General features: G+C 57.7%; 14 protein-coding genes. 6 read left to right on the top strand and 8 right to left on the bottom strand.

Annotated elements, in window-relative coordinates:
- Positions 1-27 precede the first annotated feature (27 nt).
- The 5 genes from fnr to BM007_RS02950 all read right to left on the bottom strand — a co-directional run bounded on the left by fnr (position 28) and on the right by BM007_RS02950 (position 5,808).
- Positions 28-780 carry a fumarate/nitrate reduction transcriptional regulator Fnr gene (fnr, locus tag BM007_RS02975; RefSeq protein WP_006174991.1) on the bottom strand — a complete coding sequence of 251 codons (753 nt, stop codon included), beginning with the start codon at positions 778-780 and terminating at the stop codon, positions 28-30.
- A gap of 183 nt (positions 781-963) precedes the next feature.
- A complete protein-coding gene (ogt, locus tag BM007_RS02970) occupies positions 964-1,479 on the bottom strand; it encodes a methylated-DNA--[protein]-cysteine S-methyltransferase (RefSeq protein WP_048991206.1) in 516 nt (171 codons plus the stop codon).
- Positions 1,480-1,489: 10 nt separating this feature from the next.
- Positions 1,490-3,016 (bottom strand): p-aminobenzoyl-glutamate transporter, encoded by a 1,527-nt coding sequence (gene abgT, locus BM007_RS02965; protein WP_048991204.1) that lies wholly within the window; start codon positions 3,014-3,016, stop codon positions 1,490-1,492.
- A 36-nt stretch (positions 3,017-3,052) separates the two neighbouring features.
- Positions 3,053-4,498, bottom strand: a complete 1,446-nt coding sequence (locus BM007_RS02955; RefSeq protein ID WP_061715394.1) for a M20 family metallopeptidase — start codon at positions 4,496-4,498, stop codon at positions 3,053-3,055.
- Positions 4,498-5,808 carry a M20 family metallo-hydrolase gene (locus BM007_RS02950; RefSeq protein ID WP_048991201.1) on the bottom strand — a complete coding sequence of 437 codons (1,311 nt, stop codon included), beginning with the start codon at positions 5,806-5,808 and terminating at the stop codon, positions 4,498-4,500. Before BM007_RS02950 ends, BM007_RS02955 begins: the two co-directional genes overlap by 1 nt.
- Before the next feature lie 175 nt (positions 5,809-5,983).
- Here BM007_RS02950 and BM007_RS02945 point away from each other — a divergent pair, with 175 nt between their 5' ends.
- Both BM007_RS02945 and smrA read left to right on the top strand, forming a co-directional pair.
- Positions 5,984-6,895 carry a LysR family transcriptional regulator gene (locus tag BM007_RS02945; protein WP_048991198.1) on the top strand — a complete coding sequence of 304 codons (912 nt, stop codon included), beginning with the start codon at positions 5,984-5,986 and terminating at the stop codon, positions 6,893-6,895.
- 355 nt (positions 6,896-7,250) lie between these two features.
- A complete protein-coding gene (gene smrA / locus BM007_RS02940; RefSeq protein WP_048991196.1) occupies positions 7,251-7,814 on the top strand; it encodes a DNA endonuclease SmrA in 564 nt (187 codons plus the stop codon).
- 27 nt (positions 7,815-7,841) lie between these two features.
- Here the strand turns inward: smrA and BM007_RS02935 are convergent, their stop codons facing one another.
- Complete coding sequence (locus BM007_RS02935) at positions 7,842-9,503, bottom strand: methyl-accepting chemotaxis citrate transducer (protein ID WP_090417214.1); 1,662 nt, start codon at positions 9,501-9,503, stop codon at positions 7,842-7,844.
- A 144-nt stretch (positions 9,504-9,647) separates the two neighbouring features.
- Here BM007_RS02935 and BM007_RS02930 point away from each other — a divergent pair, with 144 nt between their 5' ends.
- From BM007_RS02930 to umuC, 3 genes are all read left to right on the top strand, one after another.
- Positions 9,648-10,514, top strand: coding sequence for an aldo/keto reductase family oxidoreductase (locus BM007_RS02930; RefSeq protein WP_048991192.1), 867 nt, complete (start codon positions 9,648-9,650; stop codon positions 10,512-10,514).
- A 159-nt stretch (positions 10,515-10,673) separates the two neighbouring features.
- A complete protein-coding gene (gene umuD / locus BM007_RS02925; RefSeq protein WP_024909162.1) occupies positions 10,674-11,108 on the top strand; it encodes a translesion error-prone DNA polymerase V autoproteolytic subunit in 435 nt (144 codons plus the stop codon).
- Positions 11,092-12,354 (top strand): translesion error-prone DNA polymerase V subunit UmuC, encoded by a 1,263-nt coding sequence (gene umuC, locus BM007_RS02920; RefSeq protein ID WP_048991191.1) that lies wholly within the window; start codon positions 11,092-11,094, stop codon positions 12,352-12,354. The genes umuD and umuC overlap by 17 nt, the downstream gene beginning before the upstream one ends.
- A gap of 12 nt (positions 12,355-12,366) precedes the next feature.
- Here the strand turns inward: umuC and BM007_RS02915 are convergent, their stop codons facing one another.
- Together BM007_RS02915 and BM007_RS02910 are read right to left on the bottom strand one after the other, a co-directional pair.
- Complete coding sequence (locus BM007_RS02915; RefSeq protein WP_032651072.1) at positions 12,367-12,636, bottom strand: hypothetical protein; 270 nt, start codon at positions 12,634-12,636, stop codon at positions 12,367-12,369.
- An 82-nt stretch (positions 12,637-12,718) separates the two neighbouring features.
- A complete protein-coding gene (locus BM007_RS02910; RefSeq protein ID WP_048991190.1) occupies positions 12,719-13,606 on the bottom strand; it encodes a LysR family transcriptional regulator in 888 nt (295 codons plus the stop codon).
- Between the two features lie 97 nt (positions 13,607-13,703).
- Here BM007_RS02910 and BM007_RS02905 point away from each other — a divergent pair, with 97 nt between their 5' ends.
- Positions 13,704-14,759 carry an SDR family oxidoreductase gene (locus tag BM007_RS02905; RefSeq protein ID WP_090417213.1) on the top strand — a complete coding sequence of 352 codons (1,056 nt, stop codon included), beginning with the start codon at positions 13,704-13,706 and terminating at the stop codon, positions 14,757-14,759.
- Positions 14,760-14,777: the final 18 nt, after the last annotated feature.

Raw genomic sequence — 14,777 nt, 5'->3', positions numbered from 1 at the left:
TCAGTCTGGTCATCAACAGGTGGAAAGTTATGCCACGTTGCGGGCGTGCCCGGCAAGAACGGCCAGCGCTTCACCGTTTTCGATAGTGATGTATTTACCTTTAACGGCCAGCATCCCGCTCTTCTGGAAACGACCCAGCAGACGGCTGATGGTTTCCACGGTCAGACCCAGGTAGTTACCGATATCGCCACGCGTCATCGTCAGACGGAATTCACGCGGCGAGAAGCCACGCTCGGCGAAGCGGCGGGAGAGGTTGTAGATAAACGCGGCCAGGCGCTCTTCTGCATTCTTTTTGGAAAGCAGCAGGATCATGTCCTGATCGCCTTTGATCTCACCGCTCATCAGACGCATCATCTGCTGACGCAGGTTAGGCATCTTACCGGAGAGATCGTCCAGGGTTTCAAACGGGATTTCGCAAACCATCGAGGTTTCGAGTGCCTGAGCAAAGCTCGGGTGATGGCCCGTGCCGATGGCATCAAAGCCCACCAGGTCGCCCGCCAGATGGAAGCCGGTGATCTGCTCATCACCCTGCTCGGTGATGGTGTAGCTCTTGATGGTGCCAGAACGGATAGCATAGAGCGATTTCAGTTCGTCTCCCGCTTTAAACAGCGTCTGCCCTTTCTGAATAGGCTTTTTGCGCTCGATGATATTATCAAGCTGATCGAGTTCATGCTCATTCAGGGTAAACGGGATACAGAGCTGGCTGATGCTGCAATCCTGGCAATGGATAGCACAACCGCCAGACTGAATGCGTCGTATAATTCGCTTTTCCGGGATCATAGGTTTGCTCAAGCCTTAATTGATATTGGTCAATTTTAACATCTTTTTGGTAAGTACGTAAGCCTGACAAACCCTCAATAAGGACAAGAGACGACAATGCGTCGCCATCTTCTTGAAATTCCACAGCTTGATTATGGATTTTTAGCCTAACCGGTAGAAAATTAAGCACAAAAAGCCTGGGAACTAGAGCAAAAGATACCCTTCGTGACGCAGTAACCACTCTTTTCGCTGCACGCCACCGGCATAGCCGGTCAGGGTACCGTTGCGGCCAATAACGCGATGGCAGGGCACCACGATGCTGACCGGATTAGAGCCGTTCGCGGCGCCTACTGCGCGTGCGGCCCCTGCGCGGCCTAGCTGCTCCGCAAGCTGGCCGTAATGCATGACCTGCCCGCATGGAATCGAACGTAGCGCCTGCCACACTTCGCGCTGAAAAGGAGTGCCTGCCGTGGCGGTCGGCAGAGTATCGATGATGCTGAGATCGCCTTCGAAGTACGCTGCAAGCTTGTCGCTCAGCCCGCCCGGATTGGTGGCGCGGATACGTTCATATCCCTGTGAGCGGTAGTGAATCGCAAGCAGTTCTTCCATGCGGTCGCTGTGCTCTTCCCATTCGACGGCGCGCAGGCAGAACTGCTCGTCCGCGATCACCCACAGCGGGCCGAGCGGCGTCGCAATCTTGTCTTCGAGTAATCTCAGCATCCTCATTCCTTTAGTTCAGCCTCGGGTAAATCCCCGGTCCAATCGGCAGGCCGACAAGATACCATGCCACCAGCATCACCAGCCATACCCCTAAAAAGATAAGCGGGTAGGGTAAAACCAGCGAATAGTAGGTACCCAGTTTGGCCTCGGGTTTATAGCGCTGCAGGAAGCCTAAAAACAACGGAACAAACGGCGAAACCGGCGCCAGCGGAATAACCGAAGAGTCCGCGATGCGGAACAGGATCTGCGCGAAAGCCGGGTGGAACCCCAGCATCATAAACATCGGTACGAAGATCGGGGCCAGAATCGACCAGATGGCGGAGCCGCTGGCGATAAACATGCACAGCAGGGATGACAGCAGCGCCAGGCCGACAAACGCCGGTACGCCGCTTAATCCGGCAGCCTCCAGCGCGTCGGTCAGGCCCACGGCCATAAACTTGCCCATGTTGCTCCAGTTAAACATCGCCACAAACTGCGCCAGCGGGAACACCATCACGATAAAGCCCGCCATCTCCTTCATCGGCTCGATCATCAGCTGCGGCAAATCGCCCTGACGGCGGATTTTGCCGGTAGCGATACCGTAGGCGAGCGAAACGACAAAGAAGAAGAGGATAATCAGCGGCACAATGCCCTGAATAAACGGTGACGGCAGGACCGTATGTTTAACCGGATCGCGCAATATGCCGTTTTCCGGGACCACCATCAGCGCCACCAGCGCGATAAAGGCCAGCGAGACCACGCCAGCCACGCGCAGGCCGAAGCGCTGCTCTTTGCTCAGGGTCTCCAGCTTTTCATCGCTACGGCCTTCCCATTTGCCCAGGCGCGGCTCGACGATCTTATCGGTAATCAGCCCGCCGACAATCGTCAGGACAATGACCGAGCTTGCCATAAAGTACCAGTTGTCGATCACGCTGACGTGCATAGCCGCATCAATGGTCTTTGCCGCCTCCGTGCTGATGCCCGAGAGCAACACGTCGGTGGTGACGATAAGCAGGTTAGCGGTGAATCCGCAGCCCACCCCCGCAATCGCCGACAGCAGGCCCGCCACGGGATGACGACCGACGGCGAGGAAAATCAGCGCTCCCATCGGCGGCATGATCACCAGCGCGGCGTCGGAGGAGATATGGCTGAAGAAGGCGATAAACAGCACCATGTAGCTCGCGTACCGCGCGCTGACGTGGGAAGCCATCTTCACCATTAATGCGGGCAGCAGGCCAACGCGTTCTGCCAGCCCGGCACCCAGCACAAGCGCCAGAATGGCGCCCAGCGGGGCGAAACCGCTGAAGTTTTTGATGACGTTAGGTAAAAACCAGTGCAGTCCGTCAACGCTGAGCAGGTTTTTCACCGCCACCAGGCTGCCGTCAGCCGGGCTGCGCACGCTCACGTCAAAGGCGGAGAGCACGGCGGTGGCGACCATCAAAATCACGATCAGATAGATAAACAGCAGGAAAGGGTGCGGCACTTTATTGCCGATCCTTTCAACCCAGCCATAGAGCTTACCGGATGGGGAATGCGAAGGTATGGATGACATACTCATGGGCGTTCCTCGGGAGTGTTGTGTTGTTGTGTTTTTTTATTTTAAAGGTGACGGTGTCACGCCCTGTGGGATCGGACACGCGTACGGTTTTTCTTGTAATTGTTGTTCGAACTCTTCACGGCATTTGTTCAGCAGCGCTGCGTCCAGCAGCAGATTGAGCGCGGTCGCACCCATCACTTTTCCGGCCAGCAGCATGCCTTTGTGAGCAATGGAAGTACGCCCCTGGGACACCAGCTGCCAGGTGTGCAGCGGCGTGCCGACGGTAAAGCAGGGGCTGAAGCACTGGGCGACCGGCATTTTCCAGCTGACGTCGCCCACGTCCGTTGAGCCCGCCAGCACGTTGTCGGTAATAGCGTAGGGCGCGACTTCATCCACCAGCAGCGTCGCCTGATGACGACGGGCAAAGGCTTTACCCGCTTCGCCACCCGTGGCGGCAATATTTTTCAGGCTGTTTTGCAGATCGTTCGGCGTCAGCGTGGCGCGGATCTTGCGGGCAAACTCGCGCTCCTCGTCGGTCCACTCCGGCGTGCCGTAGTGCTGCAGGGCGCGATACATCGCCGCCTCAAGCGTGCGGTTCGGCAGATAGCTGGAGCAGGCTTTATCAAAGCGGCATTCGACGGTGGTTTCGGTCATCAGCGCCGCGCCCTGGGCGATTTTCTCGATGCGCTCGTAGATCTGCTGCGCATCCGCCATCTCCGGGGCGCGGATCAGGTATAGCACCTCGGCCTGCGCCTGCACCACGTTGGGCGAAATCCCGCCGGTATCGGTAATGGCGTAATGGACGCGTGCTTTCTCGATAATGTGTTCGTTAAGGAAGTTGGTGCCGGTGGTCATCAGCGTCACGGCGTCCAGCGCGCTGCGTCCCAGATGAGGGGAGTTGGCCGCATGTGCCGCCACGCCGTGAAAACGCCAGGCGGCCTGAATATTCGCCAGCGTGCTGACGTTAAACATCCCGGCAAAGGCTTCCGGGTGCCAGGTGACGGCGGCATCGACGTCATCAAACAGCCCTTCGCGCACCATAAAGGTTTTCCCGGAGCCGCCTTCTTCGCCGGGACAGCCGTAAAAACGCACCGTTCCGCTGCCGCCGTGCTGCTCCAGCCAGCTTTTCACCGCCACTGCGCCCGCAAGCGCCGCGGTGCCTAAGAGGTTATGCCCGCAGCCATGGCCGTTGGCTCCCGGCGTGGCAGTCTGCGCGGTCGCGCAGTGTGCCTGCTGGCTTAACCCGGCCAGCGCGTCGTACTCGCCCAGCAGGGCGATAACCGGTTTCCCGCTGCCGAAGCTGGCGATAAACGCGTTGGGGATGCCGCCTGCCTCGCGGATCAGCGTGAAGCCTTCTGCTTCCAGCTCGCTGGCCAGCCGTTCGGCGGACCAGAACTCTTCAAAGCGGGTCTCGGGACGATCCCAAATCGCGTCGGCAATATCGGTTAACGTCCGACATCGCGTGTCGATCGCATCGGCAATAAAAGCGTAGTTCTCCTGCATTACACACCTCGCGTCCACGGGAAATTGAGCGCAGTTCGCGCCAGCGTTTCGATGGCGACAGGCATGACCTGCTCATCGAAGTCGAATTTTTCGTTGTGATGTCCGGCGCTCAACTCCGTGCCAAACACCATATAGGACGCCATACCGCCGTTCTGCTGCACGCGGGCCATCATCAGCGTGGCGTCTTCGGAGCCTGCTGGCGCCTTCACCTTATTGATGGCGTGAACAACCCCGGAAACCTGACTCGCCTGCTCGCGCAGATAATCCACCCAGGCCGGCGTCGGTGCGCTGGAGGTGGCTGCCCCCATCAGGCGCACCTCGGCGCTCACGCCGTAGAGCGCCGCCGCGCCGGTAATCACCGCCTGCGCGCGTTCAAAGACATACTGATTAATCGCTTCGCTTTCACCGCGGGTTTCAACCTTAATCAGCGCATTCGCGGGCACCACGTTGCGTCCGCTGCCCGCCTGCATCACGCCGACGTTTACCCGGGAGGCACCTTCGCTGTGCGGGGCGATGCTGTGCAGGGCGAGGGCGGCCTGCGCGGCGGCGAGCAGGGCGTTACGACCGTCCTCCGGCTTACCGCCCGCGTGTGCGGCCACGCCGGTGAAGCTCACGTCGAACTTGGTGGTGGCCATAAAGTTATCGCTGCCGCAGATCACCGTTCCGGCAGGCACGCCAGTACCAATATGGATAGCCGTGAAATAGTCCACGTCGTCCAGCGCCCCGGCGGCAACCATGGCGCGCGCGCCGCGCGTACCTTCTTCGGCGGGCTGGAAGATCAGCTTGATGGTGCCGTTCAGCCGGGCTTCATTCTGCTTAAGCACCTGCGCCAGCCCCAGACCAATGGTGGTGTGGCCGTCGTGCGCGCAGGCGTGCATCATTCCCGCGTTGCAGGAGGCAAACCCGTCGCGGAACGGACGATGGCTGTCGTCGAGCGCTTCGCTTAAATCAAGGGCGTCCATGTCGACGCGAAACGCCAGGGTTGGGCCAGGGCGGCCGGTATTGAGGGTCGCCACAATGCCGGTAAAGCCGCCTTCAAACGGCGCCAGCCATTTCTCAGGCGCGCCCTGCGCCCGCGCGCGGGCAAACTCATGCGCCAGGGTAGCGGTATCGGGCAGCCCCATCCGGCTTTCGGCATCGACCACGTCGCGACCCATCGCCAGTTCGTAACCCAGCGAGTCCAGGATTTCCGCGACTTTCGCGGCGGTACGAAACTCTACCCAGCCGGATTCCGCGAAATGGTGAAAATCACGACGCCACGCGCTCAGCTGCGGGGTTAACGTCTGGATGTACTGTGCCAGTGTGTCCATATCTGTTCCTGTCATCATTAAAATATGTGAACTGCTTCACGATGTGATAGTTTTTACTTATCACTAACCGATTTTTCACAGTTTTAACCGTTCAGGAATTACCCTCGCACATCCCTTTCCATTAAAGTAGATGACAGTTTCTTTACTCTGATAAACAACGGTTATCGGTCGGGCTATGACATTCCAGATTAAATTTCATCAAATCCGGGCGTTTGTTGAAGTCGCGCGTCAGGGCAGCATTCGCGGTGCCAGCAGAACGCTGAATCTTTCCCAGCCGGCGCTGACCAAATCCATCAAAGAGCTGGAGGAGGGCATGGCGGCGCAGCTTTTCGTGCGCAGGAGTAAGGGCGTCGCGTTGACCGAATGCGGTGAGGGTTTTTACCAGCGCGCCAGGTTGATCCTGGAAGAGCTGCGCGCGGCGCAGGATGACATTCGTCAGCGGCAGGGGGAGCTGGCCGGGCAGATCAACATCGGGATGGGGGCCAGCGTTTCACGCAGCCTGATGCCCGCCGTCATTACCCGCTTTCACGCGCAGCATCCGCAGGTCAAGGTGCGGATTATGGAAGGGCAGCTGGTATCGATGATCAATGAATTACGCCAGGGCGAACTGGATTTCACCATCAATACCTATTATCAGGGGCCTTACGACCAGGAATTTACGTTTGAAAAACTCTTCGAAAAACCGTTTGCGGTATTTTGTCGGGAAGGGCATCCGGCGACGGGAGCAACGTCGATTAATGAACTTCTGCATTATAACTGGACAATGCCGACGCCGCGGGGAAGCTATTACAAGCAATTAGAAGAGGTATTTAGCGATCGCTCGCAAATACCGCGAATTGGTGTGGTCTGTGAAACCTTTTCCTCCTGTATTAGCCTGGTTGCGCAAAGTGATTTTCTAAGCATATTGCCGCAGGAGCTAGGGTGTGACCCGCTGCTGGCGCACCGCCTGGTCATGCTGCCGGTTGTCGAGTCGCTTCCAAAAGCAGCATATTATTTAATTCAGCGCCGTGATTCACGTCAGACGCCCCTTGCCGAATCATTAATTACACAGTTCAGAAGGGAAGCGAGGAAAATAGTCGTGGCGTGAAAAGCCGACCATAAAAAACAGGGTCTGTCCGACATCTGACAGACCCTCCAGTACACACAGCAGTGCGTCCTTTCGCCAATCCTGAGTATTATATCCATGAAGCAGGTATATTTAGGTATAACACCTTTCCCGCAAAATGAAAGGATATTGAGTGTTTGATTTTACGAAAATTTAACACAAATCACTTATTTCATCTTTGCTGAAATTTTAGTTAAGTCATATTTAAGTTTATTTTATAAATACTATATATATTCATCAGGTTAATATTTGTTGCGCACGACGGCCTGTAACGGTGATTGAGGCCTGTCTCGGGCGCAGGTATAGTACCGTCCTCAGCTGTAGCCGGAGGATATCCATGAACCCTGACGACAAATCCTTTTTTCTTGACGCCATGGAAGATGTCCAGCCGCTGAAGCGTGGCCCGGATATTCACTGGCAGCCCAGCCGCAATACCCGGGTGCGCGAGGAGGTGGATAATGAACAGCTGGATAACTTCCTGACGCTCGATTTTCTTGACCTTCTTCCCCTGGAAGAACCGCTGGCGTTCCAGCGCGAAGGGGTGCAGCAGGGCGTTATCGATAAGCTGCGCTCGGGTAAATATGCCCGCCAGGCCAGCTTAAACCTCCTGCGTCAGCCTGCCGAACGCTGCCGTCAGATGCTGTTTTCTTTTATCTGCCAGGCCAGACGTGACGGGTTACGTAACCTGATTATTATTCACGGGAAAGGGCGGGAGCAGAACTCGCATCCGAATGTGGTGCGCAGCTACCTGGCGCGCTGGTTGACCGAGTTCGAGGAAGTGCAGGCCTTCTGCGTGGCGCTGCCGCATCACGGCGGCAGCGGGGCATGCTATGTCTCGCTGCGAAAATCCGATGAAGCAAAACAGGAAAACTGGGAGCGGCACGCCAAGCGCAGCCGCTAGCGGGCGATATTCTCGCCCGCCTGAGACTCAGAACGTTTCCCAGTTGCTGTCGGTGGAGGGGGTTGTCGTTGCCGGGCGCAGCAGCTGTGGCGTTTTCAGATTGGCCGGGCGTGGAGCGACCGCTTTTTCTTTGCCGTTCAGACGAAACGCCGCTACCGCCTGGCGCAGCTGCTCGGACTGATCTTCCAGTGCCGCAGCCGCCGTGGCGGACTCCTGCACCAGCGCGGCGTTTTGCTGCGTCACGCTGTCCATCTGCGAAACGGCCAGGCTCACCTGCTCAATACCGCGGCTCTGCTCGTCAGAGGCAGAGGAAATCTCGCCCATGATATCGGTCACGCGGGTGACGGCAGCGACAATTTCCTTCATGGTGGTGCCGGCCTCGCTCACCTGCTCAGAACCGGTATTCACCCGGCTGACGGAGTTCTCGATAAGCCCTTTGATCTCTTTCGCCGCCTGCGCGCTGCGGCTCGCCAGCGTACGGACCTCGCCCGCGACAACCGCAAAGCCACGCCCCTGTTCCCCGGCGCGTGCGGCTTCCACCGCGGCGTTAAGCGCCAGAATGTTCGTCTGGAACGCGATGCTGTCGATCACGCTGGTAATATGCGCAATTTGCTGCGAACTGTCGGCGATTTCGTTCATGGTGCGAACCACGTTATCCACGACGTGACCGCCGCGCGCGGCCGTTTCAGAGGCGTTTTTCGCCAGCAGCGTGGCCTGACGGGCGTTATCGGAGTTCTGTTTAACCGTCGCGGTCAGCTCTTCCATGCTGGCGGCAGTCTCTTCCAGCGAGGCGGCCTGCTGCTCGGTGCGGGCGGACAGATCGTTGCTTCCTGCGGCAATTTCGCCTGCGCCGGTGTAGATGGAATCGGTGCTTCCGCGCACGGCGCTGACGGTGGTCACCAGCGACTGCTGCATCTCATGCAGGCCAGCGGCCAACTGACCCATCTCGTTGCGGCCAGATATTGCGATATCCTGCGTCAGGTCGCCCCCTGCAATGGCGCGAATATGGTTCATAATGGAGTGGAGTGGTTTTAAAAGCAGGTGCTGTAAACCCTGCCAGATGACCACCAGAACCGCGATAACTGCCAGCAGAATTGCCGCCAGGGTCCACTGCATCTGCGTGAAGCTGCTCTGGTTCTCTTCGGTTGCGGCCTTCAGCAGGGTGTTGTTTTCGGCGCGCCAGCGGTTATAGACCGCTTCCATGTCGTCCTGCGCCTGCTGCGCGTCCAGATCCCCATAGGCCTGATAGTTGTCGGCACGCAGATACTCAATCGATAAGCGCATCACTTCGTGCATCTGGTTCCAGGATTTCTGCATCTCGTCGGTCAATGCCGCCTCCTGGCCCTTAACCTGCGGCAGTTTCTGCCATTCTTTGTTATAGGCTTCGGCTTTTGCCAGCGAGTCGCCTGCGGTGCCAAGCAGCTTATTGATCGCCGCCAGGGAAGCCGGGTCACGCTGGTTTTTCAGATAGCGGATCGCCACGCGGGTGACGGTGACGCGCGTTTTCACCAGCGTGTTCACGCTGTCGCTCAGGCTTTCCTGCTGGGCATTGAGCACGCCGGAATTCTGGAAGTTATGGCGATCGTTACTGACGGCAGAGTAGAACAACCCTCCCGTGACAACTTGCAGCAGACAGAATATGGTGAGGGCAAAGATAATACCGGTAATCACGTGCAGATTTTTCAGCATAGCGGTCGTCCGTTAGAAAGGATGCAGAGGTACACCAATACTATCGTCGTATAGAATTTAAACTTTAATTTAACTCGCGCTTAACTAAGGGCTCCCTGAGGGAACCTGTTGTAAATCCGGATCATTTTTATGAGGAAGGTCAACATGAGCAGCATTGATAAAAGCGGGACGTACGCGCTCGGGACGCGGACGGTGAAACGGCTGGGCTACGGTGCGATGCAGCTGGCCGGGCCTGGCGTCTTTGGGCCGCCGAAGGATAAGCAGGCCGCGCTGGACGTGCTGCGCGAAGCGGTGGCGGCGGGGGTGAACCACATTGATACCAGTGATTTTTACGGCCCTCATGTCACTAACCAGCTGATCCGCGAGGCGCTTCACCCGTACCGGGACGATCTGACGCTTGTCACCAAGATCGGCGCCCGTCGCGATGACAAAGGCGCCTGGCTGCCGGCCTTTTCCGCGCAGGAACTGACGCAGGCGGTGCATGACAACCTGCGTAATCTGCAGCTGGACGTGCTGGACGTGGTGAATCTGCGGATCATGTTTAGCGCACACGGGCCGGCGGAAGGATCGATTGCTGAACCGCTTTCCACCCTGGCCGAATTACAGCAGCAGGGGCTGGTGCGTCATATTGGCCTGAGCAACGTCACGGCCACCCAGGTCGCGGAAGCCCGGAAGCTGGTGCCGGTGGTGTGCGTGCAGAACATGTACAACATTGTGAACCGGGGTGACGACGCGCTGGTGGATCTGCTGGCGCAGCAGGGGATTGCGTATGTACCGTTCTTCCCGCTGGGCGGCTTTACGCCACTGCAATCTTCCGGGCTGCAGGCTGTCGCCGACTCGCTGGGCGCAACGCCAATGCAGGTTGCGCTGGCATGGCTGCTGCAGCGTTCCCCAAATATCCTGCTGATCCCGGGCACCTCTTCCGTGGCGCATCTGCGGCAAAACCTCGCGGCGGGGGAACTGCAGCTGCCGCCTGACGCACTGGAAACATTGAATACGCTGATGGACTGATCGTCACAGGCGCAAAGCCGGAAGGGCGCTTCCGGGCTTTGCGCGTTTTAAATCTTCTGACACTTCAACGCGTTTGGGTTCGCCTCCGGAAATGACCTTGATCCCTGGCCATAATCCGTAATACTGTATTTATATACAGTACCTGGCGAGAAAGGCATTATGGACACTCTCTTTTCTTATCATCCAAACCAATCTATTGAATTACCGTTGTTTGCAGAGCGTGTAGCCTGTGGCTTCCCCAGTCCGGCGCAGGACTATGTGGAAGATCGTCTCGATCTTAACCGGCTGGCAGTGAGACACCCCAGTGCGACCTATTTTATCAAGGTGAGTGGAGACTCCATGATTGGCGCGGGGATCGGTGACGGCGATCTGCTGGTGGTCGATCGTTCGTTAAATGCCGAACATGGGGACATCGTCGTGGCGTCGGTCGCCGGTGAGTTTACGGTGAAAGAGCTACAGACCCGCCCGGTTCTGAGACTTCTGCCGCATAATGCCCGCTATCAGCCGATTACCTTTCAGTCCGAAGAGGAGCTGCAGATCTTCGGCGTCGTCACCCACACGCTTAAAACGCATAAACATGTTCGCGCTGGTTGATGTGAATAGCTTCTATGCCTCCTGCGAGAAGGTATTTCGCCCCGATCTGCAGGGGAAGCCCATCGTGGTGGTGTCCAATAACGACGGCTGCATTATTTCACTGTCGCCGGAGGCAAAGCAGTTCGGCATAAAAATGGGGGAGCCCTATTTTAAATTCAAAGAGAAGGGCTATCCGTCGCGGGTTTACGTCTTTAGTTCGAACTATGCGTTGTATGCCGATCTCAGCAGTCGGGTGATGCAGACGCTGACGGATCTCGCTCCGGCCATAGAAATTTACTCGATCGACGAGGCGTTCGTGAACGTTTCAGGGATCGGTAACTGCCTTGCACTGGAAGCGTTCGGACACCAGATGCGCACGCAGGTCTATAAAAATACGGGCTTAACCGTTGGCGTCGGTATTGCCCCGACAAAAACGCTGGCGAAGCTGGCCAACTATGCGGCGAAGCGATGGGCTGGCACCGGCGGCGTGGTCGATCTCTCAGGCCGGGAGCGGCAGCGTAAACTGCTGGCAAAGGTGCCGGTAGAGGAGGTGTGGGGGGTAGGGCGGCGCATCACGAAAAAACTGAACGCAATGGGGATTACCACGGCGCTGGAGCTGGCGGAGGCCTCCTCGTGGGTCATTCGCAAACATTTCAACGTGGTACTGGAACGCACTGCGCGCGAGCTTCGCGGCGAGCCCTGCCTTGACCTGGAAGAGTACACCCCCACGAAGCAGCAAATCATCTGTAGCCGTTCGTTTGGACACCGCATTACCCAATACGAAGAGATGCATCAGGCGATTTGCGCCTACGCGGAGCGCGCCGCAGAGAAACTGCGCGGCGAGCATCAATACTGTCGTTTTATCAGCGTGTTTGTGCGCACCAGCCCGCACGCTGACAACGAAATTTATTACGGCAATCAGGCTTCTGTCACCCTGATGACGCCCACCAATGACTCGCGCGATATCATCCGCGCCGCCACGGAGGGGCTGGGGCGGATATGGCTCGACGGGTATCGCTATATGAAGGCCGGGGTCATGCTGGCGGACTTTTTCAGCAGCGGCGTCGCCCAGCTTAATTTGTTTGACGATAATCGTCTGCGCGCCAACAGCGCGGCGCTGATGGAGATGATCGACAGCGTAAATCACTCCGGCAAAGGGAAGATATGGTTCGCCGGGCAGGGGATTGAGAAACCGTGGGCGATGAAGCGTGAGATGTTGTCACCGGCCTATACGACGCGGTACGCCGATTTGCCGGTGGCGAGGTAGAGGATGGTTGCGTTATTTCTTTTGCATCAACCAGGTTGCCGCAGCCGCCAGCACGCCGATCAGCGGCATTTCGCCCGCTCCGGACAGGAAGTTATGGCGATCGATCTCATTATTTTTACGGATATCCGCAAGGCGGGTAAGTGCCTCTTTTTCATCCGCAGCGCCGATCTCCTCAAACTGTTTTTCAAACCCCTGAGCGATGAGCTGAGCGGCCGCATCGGTGTTTGCGCTCTCAATCGCAATGAGGTTCGGGCCTTTTTGGAAAAAACGGTAATCCGGCATACGTGCTCCAGAAAGAGGGAATACGGTAAAAACACTCTATTCTTTGCGATTAAAAAATGCACGTCATTTACGGCGGAAACAATCAGTTTTTCTTTATTATTTCAGGCAGTAAATGCTCAATCACGCTGACGACCTTTCTGACGCGCTGCGGAATAAAGCGGGCGTCAGGATAGACGGCATAGAGGAAGCGATCGGGTAACCGCCAGTCGGGCAGCACCGGTACCAGCGTGCCGGTTTGCAGCGCGCGTGTCACGAGCGGCTGCTGCATGCCGCCGATACCAATGCCGGACTCAAGCGCCTGCAGCAGCGCGTCGCTGGTGTTGGCACGGAAAACAGTATTCACGTTGACCTCGACCGTCTCCTCGTCAGACATCAGGCGCAGGGGCGCACCCAGCGGAATGCCGCTGAACCGCACGTGTGGCAGCGTCGCCAGCTCGCTGACGGCGCGTACCGCCTGAAAGCCGGGGGCGGCAAACAGCCTGGTTTCAATACGCCCCAGCACGCGCGCCGCATGCGCCTGCGGGGGCTCACTGCTCAGCCGTATCGCGACATCCACGCCCTCCGTCACCAGATCGGCAAGGCGGTCATCCAGGGAAAGCATCAGCTGCAGCTCGGGATGCAGACGCTGCAGCGCCAGCAGATGCGGCAAAAAAATCTGCCCCAGGCCGCTCGGTAACTGGACATGGACGCGCCCCTGAACGCTATGATCGACAGGATGTAAACGCCTCTCCGCTTCCCCCATGGCGTCCAGCACAAGCTGCATATCACGCCGGTAACGTTCACCCTGTTCGGTCAGCTTCATCTTACGCGTCGTACGGTGCAGCAGTACCACACCCAGTGATTCCTCAAGCGCCGCGATCTGTTGACTGACGGCGGACTGCTTAATACCGGTCTGACGGGCGGCCGCTGAAAACGAGCCCGCTTCAGCGACGCGCAGAAAGGTAGAAATGGCATTGAGCTTGTTATTCATTTAATGATTCTGCTTATAAGTGCCATCAGTTTCATGGGATATCTCCAGAAAAAATAATATATCACACTGCGTCTGTCACCCTTTCCGGAGAAACATCATGAATAAGATGCAGCAACACAACGTCGCCCTGGTCGCGGGCGCCAGCGGCATTGTCGGCAGACAGCTGGTCAATACGCTCCTGCACCATCAGTGGGAGGTGATCGGCCTTAGCCGCCATGCCGCGTCTCATCCTGACGGCATCCCCGTGGTGAACGTCGATTTACTGGATGCGCAGGACACTGCACGGGCGCTGCACGCCCTGAACGGAGTCACCCACATCTTTTACAGCGCCTGGGCGAACGCGGCGAACTGGGCAGACATGGTTGAGCCGAACGTCACCATGCTGCGTAACCTGGTCAGCACCCTCGAAACAGCGGCACCGCTGCAGACGGTAAGCCTGATGCAGGGCTACAAAGTCTACGGTGCGCATCTGGGGCCGTTTAAAACCCCGGCGCGGGAAAGCGATCCCGGCGTAGCGGGTGCCGAATTTAACGCCGCGCAGCTCACGTGGCTCAGCCAGTTTCAGCGGGGGAAAGGCTGGCACTGGAATGCCATCAGGCCGGGCGTGGTGGGGAGTGCGGTGCCGGGCAATGCCATGAACCTTGCGCTGAGCATCGCTCTGTACGCCTCCCTGTGTAAGGCGCTGGGTTTACCGCTGCGTTTTCCCGGTTCAGAACAGACCTGGCACAGCATTGTTGACCATACCGACGCCGGGCTGCTGGCCGAGACAACGCTGTGGGCCGCCACGTCACCTGCGGCACAGAATCAGGCCTTCAACGTAAACAATGGCGATATCTGGCGCTGGAGCGAGCTGTGGCCGCGCATCGTACGCTGGTTTGAACTGGACTCTGCGCCGCCGGTGAGGTTGTCATTTCATCAGCTGTTTAACGACTATCGCGGCGTATGGCGCGAGCTTGCCGAAGAGCGGCTGGTGGAAGCGGATATTTTGCAGCTAAGCGACGGGCGGTTTGCCGATTTTGTCTTTAGCTGGGATTACGACATGTTCGGTGACGGGAGCAAGCTGCGCAGGGCGGGCTTTACGCAAATGCAGGCGACCGATGAGATGTTTTTCCGCCTGTTTGCGCAGCTGAGAGCCGCGCGGATTATTCCCTGAGAACAGATGGCGTCCTGA

This window comes from Enterobacter sp. NFIX59 (genome assembly GCF_900113755.1).
Lineage (GTDB): Bacteria > Pseudomonadota > Gammaproteobacteria > Enterobacterales > Enterobacteriaceae > Enterobacter > Enterobacter pseudoroggenkampii.
Note: the sequence above shows the minus strand (reverse complement) of the source record. Positions and strands in the feature narration are given on the sequence as shown.

What these genes read in the sequence shown, in the direction of transcription:
- fnr (WP_006174991.1), bottom strand. Translation starts at nt 780, where the DNA reads ATGATCCCGGAAAAGCGAATTATACGACGCATTCAGTCTGGCGGTTGT.
- ogt (WP_048991206.1), bottom strand. Translation starts at nt 1,479, where the DNA reads ATGCTGAGATTACTCGAAGACAAGATTGCGACGCCGCTCGGCCCGCTG.
- abgT (WP_048991204.1), bottom strand. Translation starts at nt 3,016, where the DNA reads ATGAGTATGTCATCCATACCTTCGCATTCCCCATCCGGTAAGCTCTAT.
- BM007_RS02955 (WP_061715394.1), bottom strand. Translation starts at nt 4,498, where the DNA reads ATGCAGGAGAACTACGCTTTTATTGCCGATGCGATCGACACGCGATGT.
- BM007_RS02950 (WP_048991201.1), bottom strand. Translation starts at nt 5,808, where the DNA reads ATGGACACACTGGCACAGTACATCCAGACGTTAACCCCGCAGCTGAGC.
- BM007_RS02945 (WP_048991198.1), top strand. Translation starts at nt 5,984, where the DNA reads ATGACATTCCAGATTAAATTTCATCAAATCCGGGCGTTTGTTGAAGTC.
- smrA (WP_048991196.1), top strand. Translation starts at nt 7,251, where the DNA reads ATGAACCCTGACGACAAATCCTTTTTTCTTGACGCCATGGAAGATGTC.
- BM007_RS02935 (WP_090417214.1), bottom strand. Translation starts at nt 9,503, where the DNA reads ATGCTGAAAAATCTGCACGTGATTACCGGTATTATCTTTGCCCTCACC.
- BM007_RS02930 (WP_048991192.1), top strand. Translation starts at nt 9,648, where the DNA reads ATGAGCAGCATTGATAAAAGCGGGACGTACGCGCTCGGGACGCGGACG.
- umuD (WP_024909162.1), top strand. Translation starts at nt 10,674, where the DNA reads ATGGACACTCTCTTTTCTTATCATCCAAACCAATCTATTGAATTACCG.
- umuC (WP_048991191.1), top strand. Translation starts at nt 11,092, where the DNA reads ATGTTCGCGCTGGTTGATGTGAATAGCTTCTATGCCTCCTGCGAGAAG.
- BM007_RS02915 (WP_032651072.1), bottom strand. Translation starts at nt 12,636, where the DNA reads ATGCCGGATTACCGTTTTTTCCAAAAAGGCCCGAACCTCATTGCGATT.
- BM007_RS02910 (WP_048991190.1), bottom strand. Translation starts at nt 13,606, where the DNA reads ATGAATAACAAGCTCAATGCCATTTCTACCTTTCTGCGCGTCGCTGAA.
- BM007_RS02905 (WP_090417213.1), top strand. Translation starts at nt 13,704, where the DNA reads ATGAATAAGATGCAGCAACACAACGTCGCCCTGGTCGCGGGCGCCAGC.